The 16,598-nt window shown below is 71.1% G+C and carries 12 protein-coding genes and 2 pseudogenes; 8 read left to right on the top strand and 6 right to left on the bottom strand.

The genetic code is table 11. The features are described 5' to 3' along the window. Window positions 1-50 precede the first annotated feature (50 nt). Window positions 51-2,282 carry an MMPL family transporter gene (locus tag FF096_RS16970; protein ID WP_155219258.1) on the top strand — a complete coding sequence of 744 codons (2,232 nt, stop codon included), beginning with the start codon at window positions 51-53 and terminating at the stop codon, window positions 2,280-2,282. Window positions 2,283-2,481: 199 nt separating this feature from the next. Further along, window positions 2,482-3,183 (top strand): lysophospholipid acyltransferase family protein, encoded by a 702-nt coding sequence (locus FF096_RS16965; protein ID WP_309223440.1) that lies wholly within the window; start codon window positions 2,482-2,484, stop codon window positions 3,181-3,183. A gap of 52 nt (window positions 3,184-3,235) precedes the next feature. Here the strand turns inward: FF096_RS16965 and FF096_RS16960 are convergent, their stop codons facing one another. Beyond that, complete coding sequence (locus tag FF096_RS16960; protein ID WP_309223439.1) at window positions 3,236-6,799, bottom strand: adenylate/guanylate cyclase domain-containing protein; 3,564 nt, start codon at window positions 6,797-6,799, stop codon at window positions 3,236-3,238. Window positions 6,800-6,964: 165 nt separating this feature from the next. On the opposite strand from FF096_RS16960, the gene FF096_RS16955 reads away from it, so the two are divergent. Next, a complete protein-coding gene (locus FF096_RS16955; protein WP_155219255.1) occupies window positions 6,965-7,174 on the top strand; it encodes a hypothetical protein in 210 nt (69 codons plus the stop codon). Between the two features lie 74 nt (window positions 7,175-7,248). Here FF096_RS16955 and FF096_RS16950 read toward each other — a convergent pair whose 3' ends face one another. After that, window positions 7,249-7,941 carry a Crp/Fnr family transcriptional regulator gene (locus FF096_RS16950; RefSeq protein WP_093401197.1) on the bottom strand — a complete coding sequence of 231 codons (693 nt, stop codon included), beginning with the start codon at window positions 7,939-7,941 and terminating at the stop codon, window positions 7,249-7,251. 263 nt (window positions 7,942-8,204) lie between these two features. Here FF096_RS16950 and FF096_RS16945 point away from each other — a divergent pair, with 263 nt between their 5' ends. The 3 genes from FF096_RS16945 (at window position 8,205) to proC (ending at window position 10,827) form a co-directional block, all read left to right on the top strand. Further along, the gene (locus FF096_RS16945) at window positions 8,205-8,702 is read left to right on the top strand and encodes a polyadenylate-specific 3'-exoribonuclease AS (RefSeq protein WP_155219253.1); all 498 of its coding nucleotides are present in this window, start codon (window positions 8,205-8,207) and stop codon (window positions 8,700-8,702) included. Window positions 8,703-8,909: 207 nt separating this feature from the next. Next, a complete protein-coding gene (locus FF096_RS16940; protein WP_155219250.1) occupies window positions 8,910-9,938 on the top strand; it encodes a 6-phosphofructokinase in 1,029 nt (342 codons plus the stop codon). A gap of 70 nt (window positions 9,939-10,008) precedes the next feature. Further along, a complete protein-coding gene (gene proC / locus FF096_RS16935) occupies window positions 10,009-10,827 on the top strand; it encodes a pyrroline-5-carboxylate reductase (RefSeq protein ID WP_309223438.1) in 819 nt (272 codons plus the stop codon). 4 nt (window positions 10,828-10,831) lie between these two features. Here proC and FF096_RS16930 read toward each other — a convergent pair whose 3' ends face one another. Continuing rightward, a complete protein-coding gene (locus FF096_RS16930) occupies window positions 10,832-11,590 on the bottom strand; it encodes a YoaK family protein (protein WP_155219247.1) in 759 nt (252 codons plus the stop codon). A 221-nt stretch (window positions 11,591-11,811) separates the two neighbouring features. On the opposite strand from FF096_RS16930, the gene FF096_RS16925 reads away from it, so the two are divergent. Both FF096_RS16925 and FF096_RS16920 read left to right on the top strand, forming a co-directional pair. Further along, a complete protein-coding gene (locus tag FF096_RS16925; RefSeq protein WP_309223437.1) occupies window positions 11,812-12,162 on the top strand; it encodes a DUF2203 domain-containing protein in 351 nt (116 codons plus the stop codon). Between the two features lie 216 nt (window positions 12,163-12,378). Next, window positions 12,379-12,924: pseudogene (locus FF096_RS16920) on the top strand (GNAT family N-acetyltransferase); the annotation flags it as partial. 113 nt (window positions 12,925-13,037) lie between these two features. Here the strand turns inward: FF096_RS16920 and FF096_RS16915 are convergent. The 3 genes and pseudogenes from FF096_RS16915 to FF096_RS16905 all read right to left on the bottom strand — a co-directional run. Beyond that, window positions 13,038-13,934 carry a glycine betaine ABC transporter substrate-binding protein gene (locus FF096_RS16915; RefSeq protein ID WP_155219238.1) on the bottom strand — a complete coding sequence of 299 codons (897 nt, stop codon included), beginning with the start codon at window positions 13,932-13,934 and terminating at the stop codon, window positions 13,038-13,040. Between the two features lie 100 nt (window positions 13,935-14,034). Then, the gene (locus FF096_RS16910; RefSeq protein WP_155219235.1) at window positions 14,035-14,922 is read right to left on the bottom strand and encodes a proline/glycine betaine ABC transporter permease; all 888 of its coding nucleotides are present in this window, start codon (window positions 14,920-14,922) and stop codon (window positions 14,035-14,037) included. 280 nt (window positions 14,923-15,202) lie between these two features. Further along, window positions 15,203-16,391, bottom strand: a pseudogene (locus FF096_RS16905) (glycine betaine/L-proline ABC transporter ATP-binding protein); the annotation flags it as partial. Between the last annotated feature and the right edge of the window lie 207 nt (window positions 16,392-16,598).

Here is a 16,598-nt window from a genome sequence, read left to right as displayed (position 1 = left end):
TGCGATGATGGCCGTGCTCGCCACTCGAAGAATCCCTAGAAGGACGACAAATGCTCAACTGGCTGGGCCACATCACCGTGCGCGCCCGCGCGATCGTGCTCGTTCTCGCCGTCGCGGTACTCGTGGCCGCCGGTCTGACCGCCGGCAGTGTCACGGACCGACTCGCCGGCGGAGGTTTCAATGACGCGGGCGATGAGGTCGCCGCGGCCGTACGCGTCCTGGAAGACGAATTCAAGGCAGGCGAATCCAATATCATCCTGATGGGTGATGCCGGCGGGACCGACGTGGACAGCCCCGAGGTCGCCCAGGCGGGTCAGGCCCTGACGAATCGTCTGGCCGCCGAGCCGGACGTCGTCGATGTCGCCTCCTACTGGACGACCGGCCTGCCGTCGCTGAAGTCGCGCGACGGCACCAAGGCCATCGTCGTCGGGCGCATCACCGGCGACGACAAGAGCATCGAGGCTCGGGCGGGCGAGCTCAGCACCGCCTACACCCAGTCCGACGGTCCGCTGCGGGTGGCCGTGGGCGGCAGCGCCGAGGTGACCCGACAGCTCAGCGTGCAGAGCGAGAAGGACCTCATCCGCGCCGAGGTGATCGCCCTGCCGGTCACCCTGATCCTGCTGATCGTGGTCTTCGGCGGGCTCATCGCCGGGCTGCTTCCGGTCGCCGTCGGGATCTTCACCGTCCTCGGCGCCCTGCTCATCCTCTACGGGCTCGCCGGCCTCACCGACATCTCCGTCTTCGCGCTCAACCTGACCACGGCGCTCGGCCTCGGTCTGGCCATCGACTACAGCCTGTTCATCGTCTCCCGGTTCCGCGAAGAACTGGGCAACGGTCTCGAGGTACGCCAGGCGGTGATCCGGGCGGTCAACACCGCCGGCCGTACCGTCACCGTCAGCGCGCTCGCGGTGGCCGGTTCCCTCGCGGTCCTCCTGGTCTTCCCGCAGATGTTCCTGCGCTCCATCGCCTACGCCGGCATCGCGGTCGTCGCCTGCGCCACCATCGCCGCGGTCGTCGTCCTCCCCGCGCTGCTGGCGGTGCTCGGCCACCGGGTCAACGCCCTGGCCGTTCGCCGCGCCAAGCGCCGCGAGGGCACCGGTTGGCAGCGCATCGCGCACGCCGTCATGCGCCGTCCGCTGATCGTGGCCACCGCCGCGGTGGCGATCCTGCTCCTGCTCGGGTCGCCGATCCTCGACATCCGCTTCGGCGACGTCGACGACCGCGCCCTGCCCACGAGCTCCACCGCCCGGCAGGTCTCCGACCATCTCCGCAGCGACTTCGACACCCGCGACGCCGACGCCATCGCCGTCGTGGCCAGCGGTATCGGCGATCCCAATACCCAGACCACGGCCATCAGCGAGTACGCCACCGCCCTGTCCCGCCTCGACGGTGTCGCCCGCGTCGACGCCCTGACCGGCAGCTACGCCGGCGGTCAGCAGGTCGCCCCACCCGGGCCCGCCTCCGCCCGATTCGCCGCGCCGACGGCGACCCGGCTTCAGGTCGTACCCGATGTCGAGCCCATCTCGCCCGAGGGTGAGGAACTCGTCAAGAGGATCCGTGCCGCCGACGCGCCGTTCTCCGTCAAGCTCGCCGGTCCCTCCGTCGCGTTGCTGGACGGAAAGACGCTCATCGCCGACCGGCTGCCCCTCGCCGGAGCGCTCATCGCGGCCATCAGCTTCCTCGTCCTGATGATCGTCTTCGGCAGCCTGCTGCTGCCGCTGATCAGCCTGGTCCTCAACGTGCTCAGCCTCTCCGCGGCCTTCGGCGCGATGGTGTGGGGCTTCCAGGAGGGCCACCTGGCGGGGCTGCTCGACTTCACCAGCACCGGCACCATCGAGATCTCCATCCCGGTGTTGCTGTTCTTCCTGGCCTTCGGCCTCGCCACGGACTACCAGGTCTTCATGCTCTCCCGCATCAAGGAGGAGTACGACAAGACCCACGACAACAGCGACGCCGTCGCCACCGGTCTGCAGCGCACCGGCCCCATCATCACCGCCGCCGCCGCGCTCATCGCCATCGTCTTCATCGGACTGGCCGCCGGCGACATCTCCATCATCAAGCTCCTCGGCGTCGGCCTCGCGCTCGCCATCATCGTCGACGCGACCATCGTTCGGGCCGCTCTCGTCCCGGCGTTCATGCGCCTGGCGGGTCGGGCGAACTGGTGGGCGCCCCGTCCCGTCCAGTGGCTGCACCGGACCCTCGGCATCCACCACGCGCCGGCCGATTCCCCCAGCGCCGACGCGGCCGGGTCGCCGGACGCGCTGCGCAGCGCGACGGGTTGACCTGACGCGCGACGATGTAGACCCTCATCGGTCTCGGTGACCTGTGGCGAGGCACTGTGGTCAGACACCTGACCGCGGCGTCTCGCCACAGGTACGCATCCAGCGGTGGCAGCCGGGACGGCGTTGTGGCCGGCGGTGGGGGTTCGTAGGCTCGTGCCACCACCGTCCACCGGGCGGGCGATTCGGGGAAGGGAAGCCGGTGCTGTACTGGCTGTTGAAGTACGTGCTGCTCGGCCCGCTGCTGCGGCTCATCTTCCGGCCGCAGGTGGAGGGCCTGCACCATGTTCCGGCTACCGGTCCGGTCATCCTGGCCAGCAACCACCTCTCCTTCTCCGACTCGATCTTCACGCCGTTGATCGTGCCCCGGAAGGTCACCTTCGTGGCCAAGGCGGAGTACTTCACCGGCAAGGGGATCAAGGGCTGGTTGACCAAGATGTTCTTCACCGGCACCGGCACCATCCCGGTGGACCGCTCCGGTGGGCAGGCCGCCCGCGCCGCGCTGGACACCCAGCTGACGGTGCTGCGGGCCGGTGGCATCGCCGGCATCTATCCGGAGGGCACCCGATCGCCCGACGGTCGGCTCTACCGGGGCAAGACCGGGGTGGCCCGGCTGGCGTTGGAGAGCGGTGCGCCGGTCGTACCGGTGGTGATGCTCAACCTGGACGAGATCCAGCCGCCCGGCCAGCTCATCCCGAAACTGGCCCGGGTGCGGATCCGGTTCGGCCCGCCGCTGGACTTCTCCCGTTACGCCGGTCTGGCCGGTGACAGGTTCGTCGAGCGCGCCGTCACCGACGAGATCATGTACGAGTTGATGGAACTCTCCGGTCGCGAGTACGTCGACGTGTACGCCCAGAAGCTCAAGGCCCAACCCGCCGCGAGCAGCACACCAGTCGCGGCCTGAACCGTCCGGTGCCGCGCCCTCGGGGTGGGCGGCGCGACCGGGCGGCGACGGTTCAGGAGGCGAGGGTCTGCGTGGGGTCGGCGGGCGGGTGGGCCAGGTCGAGCAGGCCGGGTGCGCCGTTGCGGTGGGCGAAGGCACGCAACTCGGCCAGGGGAGCGCTGGCGGCCGCGTGGTCACCGGCGTAGGCCATCTCGCGTACCGCGAAGGTCAGCGCCAGCATCCGGTCGGTGACGTCGGGGATGCCGGCGTAGATCTCGGCGGCGGCCAGGTGCAGCTCGGCGGCGTGCCGGTGGTTCTCGTCGGCCCCGGCCAGCGCGCCGGTCACGGTCCGCAGCGCCGCCTCCGACCACGGCGTACGGTGGCCGACCCGACCGAGCATGGCACGTACCCGAGCCGCGGGCTTGCGACCGGCGATGGTGGCCGCCCAGCTCGCCGCCGCGATCCACTCGCCACTGGCCAGTGCCGGCACGGCGGACCACGACTCGGCCAGCTCGTCGACCAGCGCGGCGGCCTCGTCGACGCGACCCTGCACCGCCCGGCACAACGCGCCCATCGCGAGCATCGTCCAGTGCAGCCGGTAGAAGCCACTACGTCGGGCGACGTCCAACGCGGCGGCCACGTCGTCGCGGGGTGGTGTTCCGGTCGACGCCGGATCCGTGGGCGGACCCGGTGGCACCGGCTGGCCACGCAGCAGCAGCAGGCATGACCGCAGGCCGCGCACCTGCATGTCCCAGCTGCCGGTCGGGGTGTCCACGAAGGCGTCGGCGGCGGCGAGCAGTCGGCCGAAGTCCCCCTCGAACCAGGCCCGCATCGCCTCACTGGAATAGCTGGTGGTCAGGGTCTGCCCGCTGGCGGTACGCGCCGGCACCGCCGAGAGCAGGGCGTCGGAGCGTACCCAGTCACCCTCCTCGCAGACGGCGTAGGCGAGGTTCTGGGTGGCCCGGGGCAGCGCGAGCAACTGACCGGCCCGGCTGAACTCGACGATGGAGTACAACTCGTCCAGCCCGGCCCGGTCACCGGCCTGATAGCGAGCGGTGGCCGCGGTGATCCGGGCGTTGGTGCGGATCTCGGTCAGCCCGAGCCGTTCGCCGATCTCGGCTGCCGTGTCGGCTGCCGCCACGGCCGGATCACGTTCGTAGTTGAGCATGTGCAGCCGCCCCAGCTCGGCGAAGGCGTCGGCCTTCTGCGCGCTGTCCGGCAGCGGCTCGAACAGGCGTACCGCCCGGTCCAGGCAGGCCAGCGCGGCGGGCCGGTCGGCGCGTAGCCACGCCGCCTGGCCGAGCAGCGTCCAGGCCCGCGCCGCACACGCCTCGTCGCCGTGGGCGAGCAGCCGGTCCGCGAGCGTCTGCACCTGCTCCGGCCCGCCGCTGGAGAGGAAGGCGTTGCCGTCGCGGTGGAACGAGATCTCGGTGCTGAGCAGCTCCAGTTGGAGGCGGCCCACCGAGTCGGAGTCGTCGGCCAGGCCGAGCGCCCGGGCGGCGTGGCTGGCGGCGGCGTCCAGCCCGTGCAGCGCGTACGCCCGGCGTGCCGCCCGGTGCAACGCGGCCCGTGCCGGCGCCCCGTAGCGGCGGGTGTCCATGCCGAGTGAGCGGGCGATCTCGTGCGCCACCCAGCGGTGGTGGGCCAGCACCTCGGCCAGGTCGGTGTCCCGGCTCTGGGAGAGCGTGTCCAGCCAGTCGGCGGTGCGTTCGTGCCGGGCCACCCGCTCGGTGCGGGGCAGCCGCTGGTAGCACACGTCGCGGACCAGGACGTGCCGGAAGCGGTACTCCGGCTGACCGGCCATGGTGGAGGCGGCCTGCTCGTGGACGAAGTCCCGCTGCTCCAGCCGGCGCAGGGCGCGCTCGACGGACTCGACCGGCTGCCCGACGGCGGCGGCCACCGCGCCCGGCCAGAACTGCACCCCGACGACGGCGGCGGCCAGCAGCACCGCCCGGTCCTTGGCGTCGAGCAGGTCGACCCGGTTGGCGATGACCGCGTGCACACTCTCCGGCATGGGCAGGTCGAGGTGCTTCTCCAGCGACCAGCCGCGACCGGACTGCCGCAACGCGCCCTGCTCGATCAGCATCCGGACGTACTCGTGGGCGTAGAGCGGATTGCCGCCGGCCACCTCGATCAGCGGGGTGAGCAGGTCGGCGGAGAACGCGGCCTGGCCGAACATGTGCGCGTACAACGCGGCGATGCCGGTGTCCCGCAGCGGCGGCAGAGTGATGGTGACCGAGCCGGTGATGGTCCCCGCCCAGCTCGGATCCCGGTCGACCAGTTCCGGGCGAGCGGTGCACAGCAGCAGCAGCGGCACGTCCCGGGCCGCCGCGCCCAGCAGCTCCACGAAGCGCAGCATCGCGTCGTCGGCCCAGTGCAGATCCTCGAAGACGAGCACGGTGGGGCGGCGGGCCGCCAGCGCCAGCAGGAACCGTCGCCACGCCGATTCCGCCTCCTCCGCCGGCAGCGGGGTGCCGGCCAGCCCGACCAGCGGACGTAGCGCGTCGGCCACCCGGTCCCGCTCGGTGGGGCCGACCAGTTCGCTGACGGCGGCGGTGAGTCGCTGCGCGGCGCTGGCCGCCGGGTCGGTGTCGAGGATGCCCGCCTCGGCCTTGACGATGTCGGCCAGCGCGGCGAACGTGACGTTCTCGCCGAACGGCGGGCACCGGCCGATCCGCCAGGTCAGCGGCTCGTCCACCAGCCGGTCGGTGTGGCGGTGCAGCTCGCGGACGAGGCGACTCTTGCCGATGCCGGCCCGACCGAAGACGGTGACCACCTGGGGGCGGCGGTCGCGCAGGCTGCGGTGCAGGGCGTTGACCAGCATGCCCAGCTCGTGTTCCCGGTCGATCAGGGGAGTGGTGTCCGGCTCCCGGTCGGTGGGCTGCCGGCGTACGGCGGAGCGGGCCAGCCACACCTCGGTCGGCGCGGACCGGCCCCGCAGGGTGACCGGGGGCTGCTCGTCGTAGCGGATGCTGTCCCGGGTGAGCGCGTGCGTGGCGCCGTCGACCAGCACCCCACCGGGCGGCGCGGCGGACTGTAACCGGGAGGCGGTGTTGACCACGTCACCGGCGACGATGGCCTGCCCACCGTTGCGGGCGGCGGCCACGTCGACCAGCGCCTCTCCGGTCGCCACCCCGACCCGGAAGCGCAGCCCGTCGGTGCCGGTGGGGGTGAACCGGGTCAGCACCCGCTGCAACTCCAACCCGGCCCGCACACACCGCAGCGCGTCGGTCTCGGTGGCCACCGGCGCACCGAACAGCGCCATCACCGCGTCGCCGATGTACTTCTCCACCACCCCGCCGTACTGGCCGACCACCCGCCGGGCGGTGGAGAAGAAACCGGTCTGCATGCCACGGACCAGCTCCGGGTCGGCCCGCTCGACGTACGGGGTGAAGTCGATGAGGTCGACGAAGAGCACGCTGACCCGACGGCGGTCCTCCTGGTTGATGGCCCCCGCCAGGTCCGTGCCGGGGCGGGGCGTGCCGCAGGAGGTGCAGAAGACCACGTCCCGCGCGAGCGGGCGCAGGCAGTGCGGGCAGACGGCACCGAGTTCCGCGCCGCAGCCACCGCAGAAGCGGTCGCCCTCGGCGGCGGTACGTCCACAGCGGTCACACTGCGCGGCGATGACACCCTCCACTGGCAGGCCCCGACGCCCCGGGGCGCAGCATCGAGTATCGCCGTCCGGCGCACTGTCGGGTACCGGGCTGTTGGCTTGTGGACACTCAGCCGGGCAGCTCAACACGCTCCGGAACGGCTAGATTCAGCAGCCTATTCGTCGACCGCCGATCAGGGGGACAGCTCCATGGTGTACGTGATGCTGAAGAGCGACTGGACCGACGGTAACGGGGTCACCCACTCCGCCGGAGACTCGGTGGACGTGGACGCCGCCACCCTCGCGCAGCTTCAGGCGCAGGGGATCGTCGGCGAGGTGCCCGGTGGTGGCAAGGACGGTACGGACTGGGTCGGGCCGGGCGGCACCGACTGGGTCGGGCCGGGCAGCACCCAGCCCTGACCGAATACACCTGCGGGCGGGGCCGGGACGATCGTCCCGGCCCCGCCCGCGTAGCTGTGTGCCGGTCCGGCCGGTCAGCGCTCGTTCATGCCGGCGCGGCGACGTAGCGCGGGCACGTCGGTGACGACGATCCGTCGACCCTCGGTACGCAGCCAGCCCCGGTTGGCGAACGACCCGATCGCCTGGTTGACGCTCTGCCGGGAGCCACCGGCCATCTCGGCGAGCTGGCTCTGGTTCAGCTCGATGGTGATCATCGGGGCCTGACTCTCACCGGCGAGCCGGACCAGTGTCTTGGCCACCCGACCCGGCAGGTCGAGGAAGACGTGGTCGGCGTTCTGCTCGGTCAGCCGGCGGATCAGCGCACCGAGTGACCGCATCACCGCGTCGAGGATGCGGGCGTTCGAGTGCACCAGCTCCATGAACGCCGGGCGGGACAACGCCAGCGCGGCGGTGTCCTCGATCGCCTCGGCGGAGGTCGACCGGGTCGAGGCGTCCAGCAGAGAGACCTCGCCGAGCACGTCCGGCGGGCGCATCACGGTCAGGATCGCCCGCTCGCCGGTGGGCGCGGTCCGGAACACGGCCACCGCGCCCCGCCGCAGGATGATCAGCGACTCGCCCGGGTCGTTCTCCACGAACAGCAGCTGACCCTTGCGGTACGTCCGGGGCACCGCCGCGGCGACCACCCGCTGGCGTACCTCCGGTTCGAGCCCGGCGAACATGTCAACGCCGGTGAGCGCGTCGCCCGGCTCCGGCAGGCGCATTTCCACGGCCCCACCCCTCCCCGGTCAAGGACCCCAACTCGCTCACCGGGTGAGCCTGGCGGCCCTGACGGGGTGATCCGACACCCGTTCGGCGTCCGGCAGCGGTAACACATCAGATCATGACGGTCCGGTCGCGTGCTGTACACCCCTCAAACTACTTCCGTGACCGGTTCGAGCTGCGGCGTGACCTCGCGGTGGCCCGTGGAAGCGCTCCCGGTGTCGCAGACCCGATCGACGGGCCGTGACGGCCGTCGGCAAGGATGGTACCGATGGCCTACCGCTACTTCTACGACTGCGAGTTCATCGAGGACGGCCGGACCGTCGAGCTGGTCTCGATCGGCGTCGTCGATGAGCACGGCCGCGAGTTCTACGCGGTCTCCACCGAGTTCGACGCCTCCCGGGCGGTGCCCTGGGTCCGCCGCAACGTGCTGGACAAGTTGCCGTCTCCTGCCGACCGCTCCTGGCGGTCCCGGGAGCGCATCCGGGACGACCTGTACGACTTCCTGGTCGAACCGATCCGGGGGCGTCCCGGCGAGCAACTGGAGCTGTGGGCCTGGTACGCCGCGTACGACCACGTGGCGTTGGCGCAGCTGTGGGGCGCGATGCCGGCGCTGCCCCGGGAGATCCCCCGGTACACCAAGGAGCTGCGGCAACTGTGGGACGACCGGGGGCGGCCCCCGCTGCCGAACGTCGCGGCGGCCCGGCACGACGCCCTGGTCGACGCCCGGCACAACCTGGCCCGGTGGCGGGCGATGACCGGTTCGTGAGATCCGCTCTCGCGGTCGTGCTGCCCACCGCCGACGCCCGGGGCTACTGACCGGTAGCGGGGCGCGGTGTGAGCAGTACCGAGCGGCGACTACAGTTCGTAGGGACGGCCCGCCCCGGGCCGGCAACGGTGCCGAGAGTCCGCGCTGACACATATCCTGGGGCTTGATCGGGCTTGACCAGATGCTCCCCAGGAGGATGAGCAGATCATGCGTATCGGCGTGCTCACCGGCGGCGGCGACTGCCCGGGTCTCAACGCGGTCATCCGGGCGGTGGTCCGTAAGGGCGTCGCCAGCTACGGCCACGAGTTCGTGGGTTTCCAGGACGGGTGGAAGGGCCCACTCGAAGGGCTTTCCCGTCCGCTCGGCATCGCGGAGGTCCGCGGCATCCTGCCCCGTGGCGGCACGATCCTCGGCTCCTCGCGGACCAATCCTTTCAAGATCGAGAACGGTGTCGAGCGGATCAAGGAGAACTTGGCCGCGCAGGGCGTCGACGCGCTGATCGCCATCGGCGGTGAGGACACCCTCGGCGTCGCCACCAAGCTCCACGAGCTGGGCGTCAACGTCATCGGCGTGCCGAAGACCATCGACAACGACCTCGGCGCGACCGACTACACCTTCGGCTTCGACACCGCCGTCAACATCGCCATGGAGGCGATCGACCGGCTGCACACCACCGCCGAGAGCCACCACCGCACCCTGGTGGTCGAGGTGATGGGCCGCCACGCCGGCTGGATCGCCCTGCACGCCGGCCTGGCCGGTGGCGCCAACGTGATCCTGCTGCCGGAGCGGCAGTTCGACGTCGAGCAGGTCGCCGGCTACGTCGAGAAGCGCTTCCAGCACCAGTACGCCCCGATCGTCGTGGTCGCCGAGGGCGCGCAGCCGCTGGAGGGCCAGATGGTCCTGCAGAACCAGGAGCTGGACGCGTTCGGACACGTCCGGCTCGGTGGCATCGGCCAGTGGCTGGCCGAGCAGCTGGAGGCCAAGACCGGCAAGGAGGCCCGCACGGTCGTGCTCGGCCACATCCAGCGCGGCGGCACCCCCACCGCGTTCGACCGGGTGCTCGCCACCCGGCTGGGCCTGCAGGCCATCGACGCCGCCCACGAGGGTGACTGGGGCAAGATGGTCGCGATGCAGAGCACCGACATCGTCCGCGTCCCGCTCGCCGACGCGACCGCCGAGCTGAAGACCGTTCCGCTGGAGCGGTACGCCGAGGCCGAGGTCTTCTTCGGTAGCTGATCGTCGTTCCGGCGTCGCGGACGGGCCGTCGGGCCCGCCGCGACGCCGGCCCACGAAGGGGGTACGCCAGGTGTCAGCCGGGGGGCACACCGTCGCGGTGATCGGGGCGGGCAAGATCGGCGAGCTGATGCTCTCCGGGCTGCTGCGATCGGGCTGGCCGGTGGACCGCCTGGTGGCCACCGCCCGTCGTCCGGCCCGCGCCGAGGAACTGACCGCCCGCTACGGCGTCCGGGTGGTGGACAACATCACCGCCGTGGACGAGGCCGACGTGCTGGCCGTCTCGGTGAAGCCACAGGACGCCGCCGCGCTGTTGGACGAGATCGGGCCCAAGGTGCCGCCCGGCAAGCTGGTGATCTCACTCTGCGCCGGCCTGCCCAGCAGCTTCTTCAGCCGCCGGTTGCCGGAGGGCACCCCGGTGGTGCGGGTCATGACCAACACCCCGGCGCTGGTGGACCAGGCGATGACCGCGATCTCGGCGGGCGCGTACGCCACCGGTGAGCACCTGGCGCTGGCCGAGGAGATGTTCAAGCCGTTGGGTGCGACGATCCGGGTGCCGGAAACCCAGCAGGACGCGGTGACCGCCCTCTCCGGCTCCGGCCCGGCCTACTTCTACCTGCTGGTCGAGGCGATGACCGACGCCGGCATCCTGCTCGGCCTGCCCCGTCAGGTGGCGCACGACCTGATCGTGCAGACCGCGATCGGCTCGGCGGTGATGCTGCGCGACTCCGGCGAGCATCCGGTGAAGCTGCGCGAGGCGGTCACCTCGCCCGCCGGCACCACCATCTCCGCCATCCGGGAGCTGGAGAACCACGGCGTACGGGCGGCGTTGCTGGCCGCCCTGGAGGCCGCCCGCGACCGGGCCCGCGAACTCGCCGCCCAGGTCGACTGACCGCTCAGCGGCCGGCGGCGTCCGGTGGTGACGCCCCGGCCGAGCCGCCGAGCCGCCGCCGGACCAGCAGCATCAGGACGAGCATGGCGACCGTCCCGGACGGCGGCACCCAGCGAGACTGATGCTGGGCGAGCGTGCCGAGGGCGCCGCCCGTGGTGTAGCAGCCGAGGGCGAACAGCCCGAGCAGGGCGGCGTGTCGGGCCTCGACACGACCGGCGCGGGGGCCGAGGAACCAGCGCACGGCCTGTTCACCGGTGTGCTTCGTGGTACCCGACTGATAGGTGATCGGCGTGGGAACACCCGTGGCACGGGTCGCCACGGTGGTCAGGCTGCCCATGGCGACCGCACCGGCCGCCGCGAGCAGCACCCGTGACGCCATGCCGTACCGGCCGTGCGCGAGCGCCAGGTCGAGCACCGTCCAGACGACCATCACGGCCGCGGTGACCGCGAGGGCGACCATCGACGCCATCGGCGGTCGGAGACTGCGCCGAAGCAGGTCGACCAGCCCGGCGCTGACGGCGAACGCGACGATGGCCGCCCCGGAGACCGGCCACTCCGGGTGCTCCCCGGCCGGGCCCATGCCGAGGAAGATGACGTTGCCGGACTGGTTGGCCACGAACGCGCCGTACCGGAGGAACGCGAAGGCGTCCAGAGCACCGGCGGTGACGATCGCGAGTGCCAGGGCCGTGAGCGGCAGCCGGAACTCCCGGTAGGCGTCCGTGGTGCCGTCCTGGCCCTCGGGCGGCACCGACCGGTTCACCATGCCTCCATCCGTGCGCGAGACCGTGCCGGTCCAGGCCACCTCGGGCAGCGGGCGCAGCAGGCCAGGGCGAAGCGGGGGAGTGGCCCGGCAACTGTCAAACGGGTCAGGAGCGGGGTGGGACACGCACGAGTCCGACTCCCGGCGGCGCCGGTGGTGCTTCGCCGCTCTCGGCAGTCGACACCGTCGTCCTGACCGGACGGGTCGTGGCGCATACTGACCCGGTGTTCACTCTCGCCCAGGCCCGACACCTGGTGGCCACCCTGCATCCCCGGATCGACGAGCTGATCCGGGTACGCGCCGACCTGGCCGAGTTGCAGGCCGACCTCGCCAACCATGGGCTCAGCGCACTCGGCGGCCGGGCCGAGGTCAAGAGCCTGGAAGCCAGGCTGCACGCGGTCCTCGACGAGATCCGGCAGTACGGCATCGAGGTCAAGGGCGTGGCGCCGGTGCTGCTCGACTTCCCGGGCGAGCGCGAGGGTCGGCAGGTGCTCTGGTGCTGGCTGGAGGGCGACACCGACGTACGGTGGTACCACCGCGCCGACTGCGGTTTCGCCGGCCGCCGCCCGGTCTGACCCGGTGATGTCTACGACGAGGCGGTCAGGCGTGGCCGCCAGTCGTTTCGACGATCAACTCGGCGCGTGACGGCCGCTGATGATCGTAGCGGTGCTGAACGCGTGCGTTCTCGTGCCCAGCGTGCTCGCCGATACCCTGCTTCGCTGGGCTGAGCAGGGCTTCCGCCCTACCTCGACGCCGGTCCTGCGCCGGGTCGTACCGGAAGGTGAGTGTTGATGTTCGCTCTGCCGTTGACCGCCGATGCCGAGCTGCGGCCGTTGAATCCGTGGCACGCCGAGGAGTTCCTGGCCAACCTGGACCGGTCGCGGCAGCACATCGCGCCGTGGGTGTCGCCGTCCTTCGTGGCCACCGACCTCGACGGGGCGCGGCACGTGCTCCAGCGTTATGCCGACCGGTGGGCCCGCGACGACGGTGGCATCTGGGGGATCTGGTCCGACGGCACGCTGGTCGGAGGGGTGCTGCTGGTGTCGCTCAACGCGGCTTCGGGCGTCTGCGAGGCGGGTTGCTGGTTGGAGCCGGCCGCCGAGGGGCGGGGCCTGGTGACCCGGGCGGTCGAACGGGTCGTCGACTGGGCGCTCGTCGAGCGTGGGCTGCACCGGGTGGAGTGGCGTACCAACGCCGGCAACGTGCGCAGCATCGCGGTGGCCCGCCGACTGGGCATGCGCCGCGACGGTGTCCTGCGGGAGGTGCTGCCGGGTCCGCGGGGCCGCGTCGACCTGGAGATCTGGTCGGTGCTGGCACCCGAGTGGCGGGCCCGGCGCGCCGGAGCCCTGTCGGTACGGGACTGCGGCGGCGTGACTCCTGCCGAGAGTGCAACCGCCGGTGGCGGGGCCGACGTGCCCCTGCCACCGGCGGCTGGTCGCTCAGGATCGGGTCAGGAGACCGTTCCGGCGTAGTCCGGGTTGGCCTTCAGCCACTCCTCGACGGCCTTCTCCTCGTCGCCCTTGTGCACGTTGAACATCAGGTCTTCCAGCGAGCCGAGCTGCTGGTCGTCCATCTTGAACTTCTTCAGCATCTCGGTGACCTCGGGGAAGTCCGCGCCGAAGCCCTGCCGGGCCAGCGTGTGGATCTCCTCAGCCCCGCCGAGGGTGCCCTTCGGGTCGGCCAGGTCCTTCAGCTGGTAGTTCGCGTAGGCCCAGTGCGGGTGCCACAGGGTCACCACGATCGGCTTCTGGTCCTTGATCGCGCCGTCGAGCGCGGCCAGCATGGCCGGAGTCGACGAGGTGGTCAGCTTCAGCTTGTCGGTCAGGCCGTACTCCGGGATGACCTTGTCCTGGGTGGCGGCGGTCAGGCCGGCGCCGGCCTCGATGCCGATGATCTCCCCACCGAAGGTGTCCGCGTTGGCGGCGAGGTCCTCCAGCGAGTTGATGTCGGTCACGTACTCGGGGACGGCGATGCTCAGGCTGGCGTTGTCGTACCAGACGCCGATCTTCTCGATCTTGTCGCCGTAGCGCTCCATGTAGTCGGCGTGCGTCTGCGGCAGCCAGCTGTCGAGGAAGAGGTCGATGTCACCCGTGGACAGGCCCTGGTAGACGACCCCCGCCTCGACGTTCTTGAGCTCGACCTCGTAGCCCTTCTCCTCCAGCAGGTTCTGCCAGAGGTAGGAGGCGGCGATGGCCTCATCCCAGGCCATGTAGCCGATGCTGATCTTCTTGCTGCCGCCGGAGCCGCCAGCGGAGTCGTCGGAGTCGCCGCAGGCGGCGACGCCGGTCAGCGCCAGAGCGGCGGTGGCCGCCAACGCGACCCGGCGCACCAATTTACTGCTCCACATGTGGAGTTTCCTTCCCTTGTTGCGTACACCGGCGGAACTCGCGGTAGCGAGGCAGGGCGCCGGCAATGGTGACTCCCCCGCGTGGGTCGGGACGGGTGGATCAGGCCTTCTGCATGGCGCGTTGCGCCTTCGCCGACGCGGTACGCCCGCCGATGGAGTCGGTGAGGCGGTCGAGCACCACCGCCAGGATCACCACGGCGACACCGCCCTCGAAGCCCGCGCCGACCTGGGCCCGGAACAGTGCCGTCGTGATCACCTCACCGAGGCCGCCGGCACCGACCATCCCGGCGATGACCACCATCGACAGCGCCAGCATGATGACCTGGTTGACGCCGGTCATGATGGTCGGCAGGGCCAGTGGCAGTTTGGTGCGCAGCAGGATCTTCCACGGTGACGCGCCGAACGCCTCGCCGGCCTCGACGACCTCGCGGTCGACCTGACGCAGACCCAACTCGGTCAGGCGTACCCCGGGCGGCATGCTGAACACCACGGTGGCCAGCGCGCCGGGCACGACCCCGACGCCGAAGAAGAAGATGGCCGGGATCAGGTAGACGAACGCGGGCATCGTCTGCATCAGGTCGAGCACCGGTCGGACGACCGCCGAGGCGCGACGGCTCTCCGAGATGACGATGCCCACCGGTATGGCGATCAGCAGGGCGAGTCCACTGGAGACCAGAACCAGTGCCAGCGTACTCATGGTCTGGTTCCAGATCGGCATCCCGGCCACCAGGCCGAGCCCGAGCGCGGTGCCCAGCCCGAACTTCCAGCTCCGCAGCCACCAGCCAAGGCCGGCGAAGATCAGCACCATGACGATCGCCGGGGGCGCGGTGAGCAGGTCCACCAGGGGGCCGACCAGCGCGTCGACGAAGGCGGCGATGCCGTCGAAGAGGGCGGTGAGGTTCGTCCTCGACCAGTCGACGGCGGTCTGGAACCCGTTGCCGATCTCCACGTACGGCAGCATGTCGTTCAGACGCTCGACGATGTTCATGCCGGCTCTCCCGTCATCCGGGCCGAGGGCTCGGCAACCGCCTGCGCTGGCACCTCCGGTGTGGCCGCCGGGCCGTTCCCGGCCGGTGCCGTGCCCGTGCCGTCACCTGTCGGCAACGTGTCACCGGTCGGCAACGTGTCACCGGTCGGCAACGTGTCACCGGTCGGCAACGTGTCGCCGGTCGGCAACGTGTCGCCGGTCGGCATCGCGTCGCCGGTCGGCGCCGGGTCGGCCGCGTGGGTGGGTTCGGGCGTGGTGCTGCCCTCGTCGGCGTCGGAGCTGAGGCTGCCGAGGGCGCTGAGCAGCGTGATCCGCGGAATCACGCCGGCGAGCCGACCGTCGGCGTCGACCACGGCGACCGGCGCGGGACTCTCGGCGCAGGGGGCGAAGATGTCGGCCACCGGCGTGGTGTCCTCGACCGTACGGACGTACTCGGTCGACACGATCTCCCGGAGGTCCTTCCGCCCGTCCCGGACGGCCTGGGTGGCGGCGTCGGCGGTCACGGTGCCGAGGTACTGCTTGCCCCGGCCGGTGACGTAGACGGCCGACGTCTGGGTCTCGCGCAGCACCCGGGCGGCCACCCGTGGGCCGGAGTTCACGTCCACCACGCCGAGTGGCCGCTCCATGACCGCCGATGCGGTGAGGATCCTGGTCCGGTCGACGTCGGCGACGAACTGGGCGACGTAGTCGTTGGACGGGTCGGTGAGGATCTCCTCGGCGGTGCCGATCTGGACGATCCGACCGGCCCGCATGACCGCGATGCGGTCGCCGAGGCGCATCGCCTCGTTGAGGTCGTGCGTGATGAACACGATCGTCTTGCCGAGTTCGGCCTGCAGCCCGATCAGCTGGTCCTGCACCTCGCGGCGGATCAGCGGATCGAGCGCGGAGAAAGCCTCGTCCATCAGCATGATGTCGGTGCCGGCGGCGAGCGCGCGGGCCAGGCCGACGCGCTGGCGCATGCCACCGGAGAGTTCCTGCGGGAGTTTGTCCGCCCAGCCGTCGAGGCCGACCATCCGGAGTGCCTCCAGCGCCTTCTCCCGGCGCTCGGCGCGAGGCAGGCCCGCGATCTCCAGCGCGTAGCCGGCGTTGTCCAGCACCGACCGGTGCGGCTGGAGTGCGAAGTGCTGGAAGACCATGCTCATCTTCTCGCGGCGCAGCTTCCGTAGCGCGGCCGGCTTGAGCTTGGTGATGTCGACCCCGTCGACCTCGACCGTGCCGTACGTGGGTGGCAGCAGACCGTTGAGCATCCGGATCAGGGTGGACTTCCCGGAGCCGGACAGGCCCATGACCACGAAGATCTCGCCGCGCTTGACCTCGAAGTTCGCGTCGACGACCGCGGCCGTGACGGGTAGTCCTGCCAGCTTCTCGTCTCGGTCTGGGCTGTTGCGGAGGATCTCCGCCGCCTTGTCGGCGCGGTTGCCGTAGACCTTGTAGAGGGATTTCACTCTGAGTGCGGACACGGTCTCCATTCCAATGGGCACACAGTACGCGGGCAGCGTTCTTGGGCGACGCGCGAAGGCGCTTTCTCTGTCGACACTGTCGTAGCCGTGGGCCTACCGAGTCACGACAAGCCCTGGGTGAGCGAGCCTCGACCCTACCCGAGAGTTTTCTGTGAACGGCAACCCCGTAAGCCGAGCCCGGACCGTGCCGCTGCATGATGCGACGGCGCGATTCGA

The organism is Micromonospora sp. CP22, assembly GCF_009712475.1.
Classification (GTDB): domain Bacteria; phylum Actinomycetota; class Actinomycetes; order Mycobacteriales; family Micromonosporaceae; genus Micromonospora.
This window is presented reverse-complemented; position numbering and strand designations above follow the sequence as displayed.

Excerpts from the sequence above, each read along its gene's own strand:
- FF096_RS16970 (WP_155219258.1), top strand. The coding sequence starts at position 51 with ATGCTCAACTGGCTGGGCCACATCACCGTGCGCGCCCGCGCGATCGTG.
- FF096_RS16955 (WP_155219255.1), top strand. The coding sequence starts at position 6,965 with ATGGTGTACGTGATGCTGAAGAGCGACTGGACCGACGGTAACGGGGTC.
- FF096_RS16945 (WP_155219253.1), top strand. The coding sequence starts at position 8,205 with ATGGCCTACCGCTACTTCTACGACTGCGAGTTCATCGAGGACGGCCGG.
- FF096_RS16940 (WP_155219250.1), top strand. The coding sequence starts at position 8,910 with ATGCGTATCGGCGTGCTCACCGGCGGCGGCGACTGCCCGGGTCTCAAC.
- FF096_RS16930 (WP_155219247.1), bottom strand. The coding sequence starts at position 11,590 with ATGGTGAACCGGTCGGTGCCGCCCGAGGGCCAGGACGGCACCACGGAC.
- FF096_RS16915 (WP_155219238.1), bottom strand. The coding sequence starts at position 13,934 with ATGTGGAGCAGTAAATTGGTGCGCCGGGTCGCGTTGGCGGCCACCGCC.
- FF096_RS16910 (WP_155219235.1), bottom strand. The coding sequence starts at position 14,922 with ATGAACATCGTCGAGCGTCTGAACGACATGCTGCCGTACGTGGAGATC.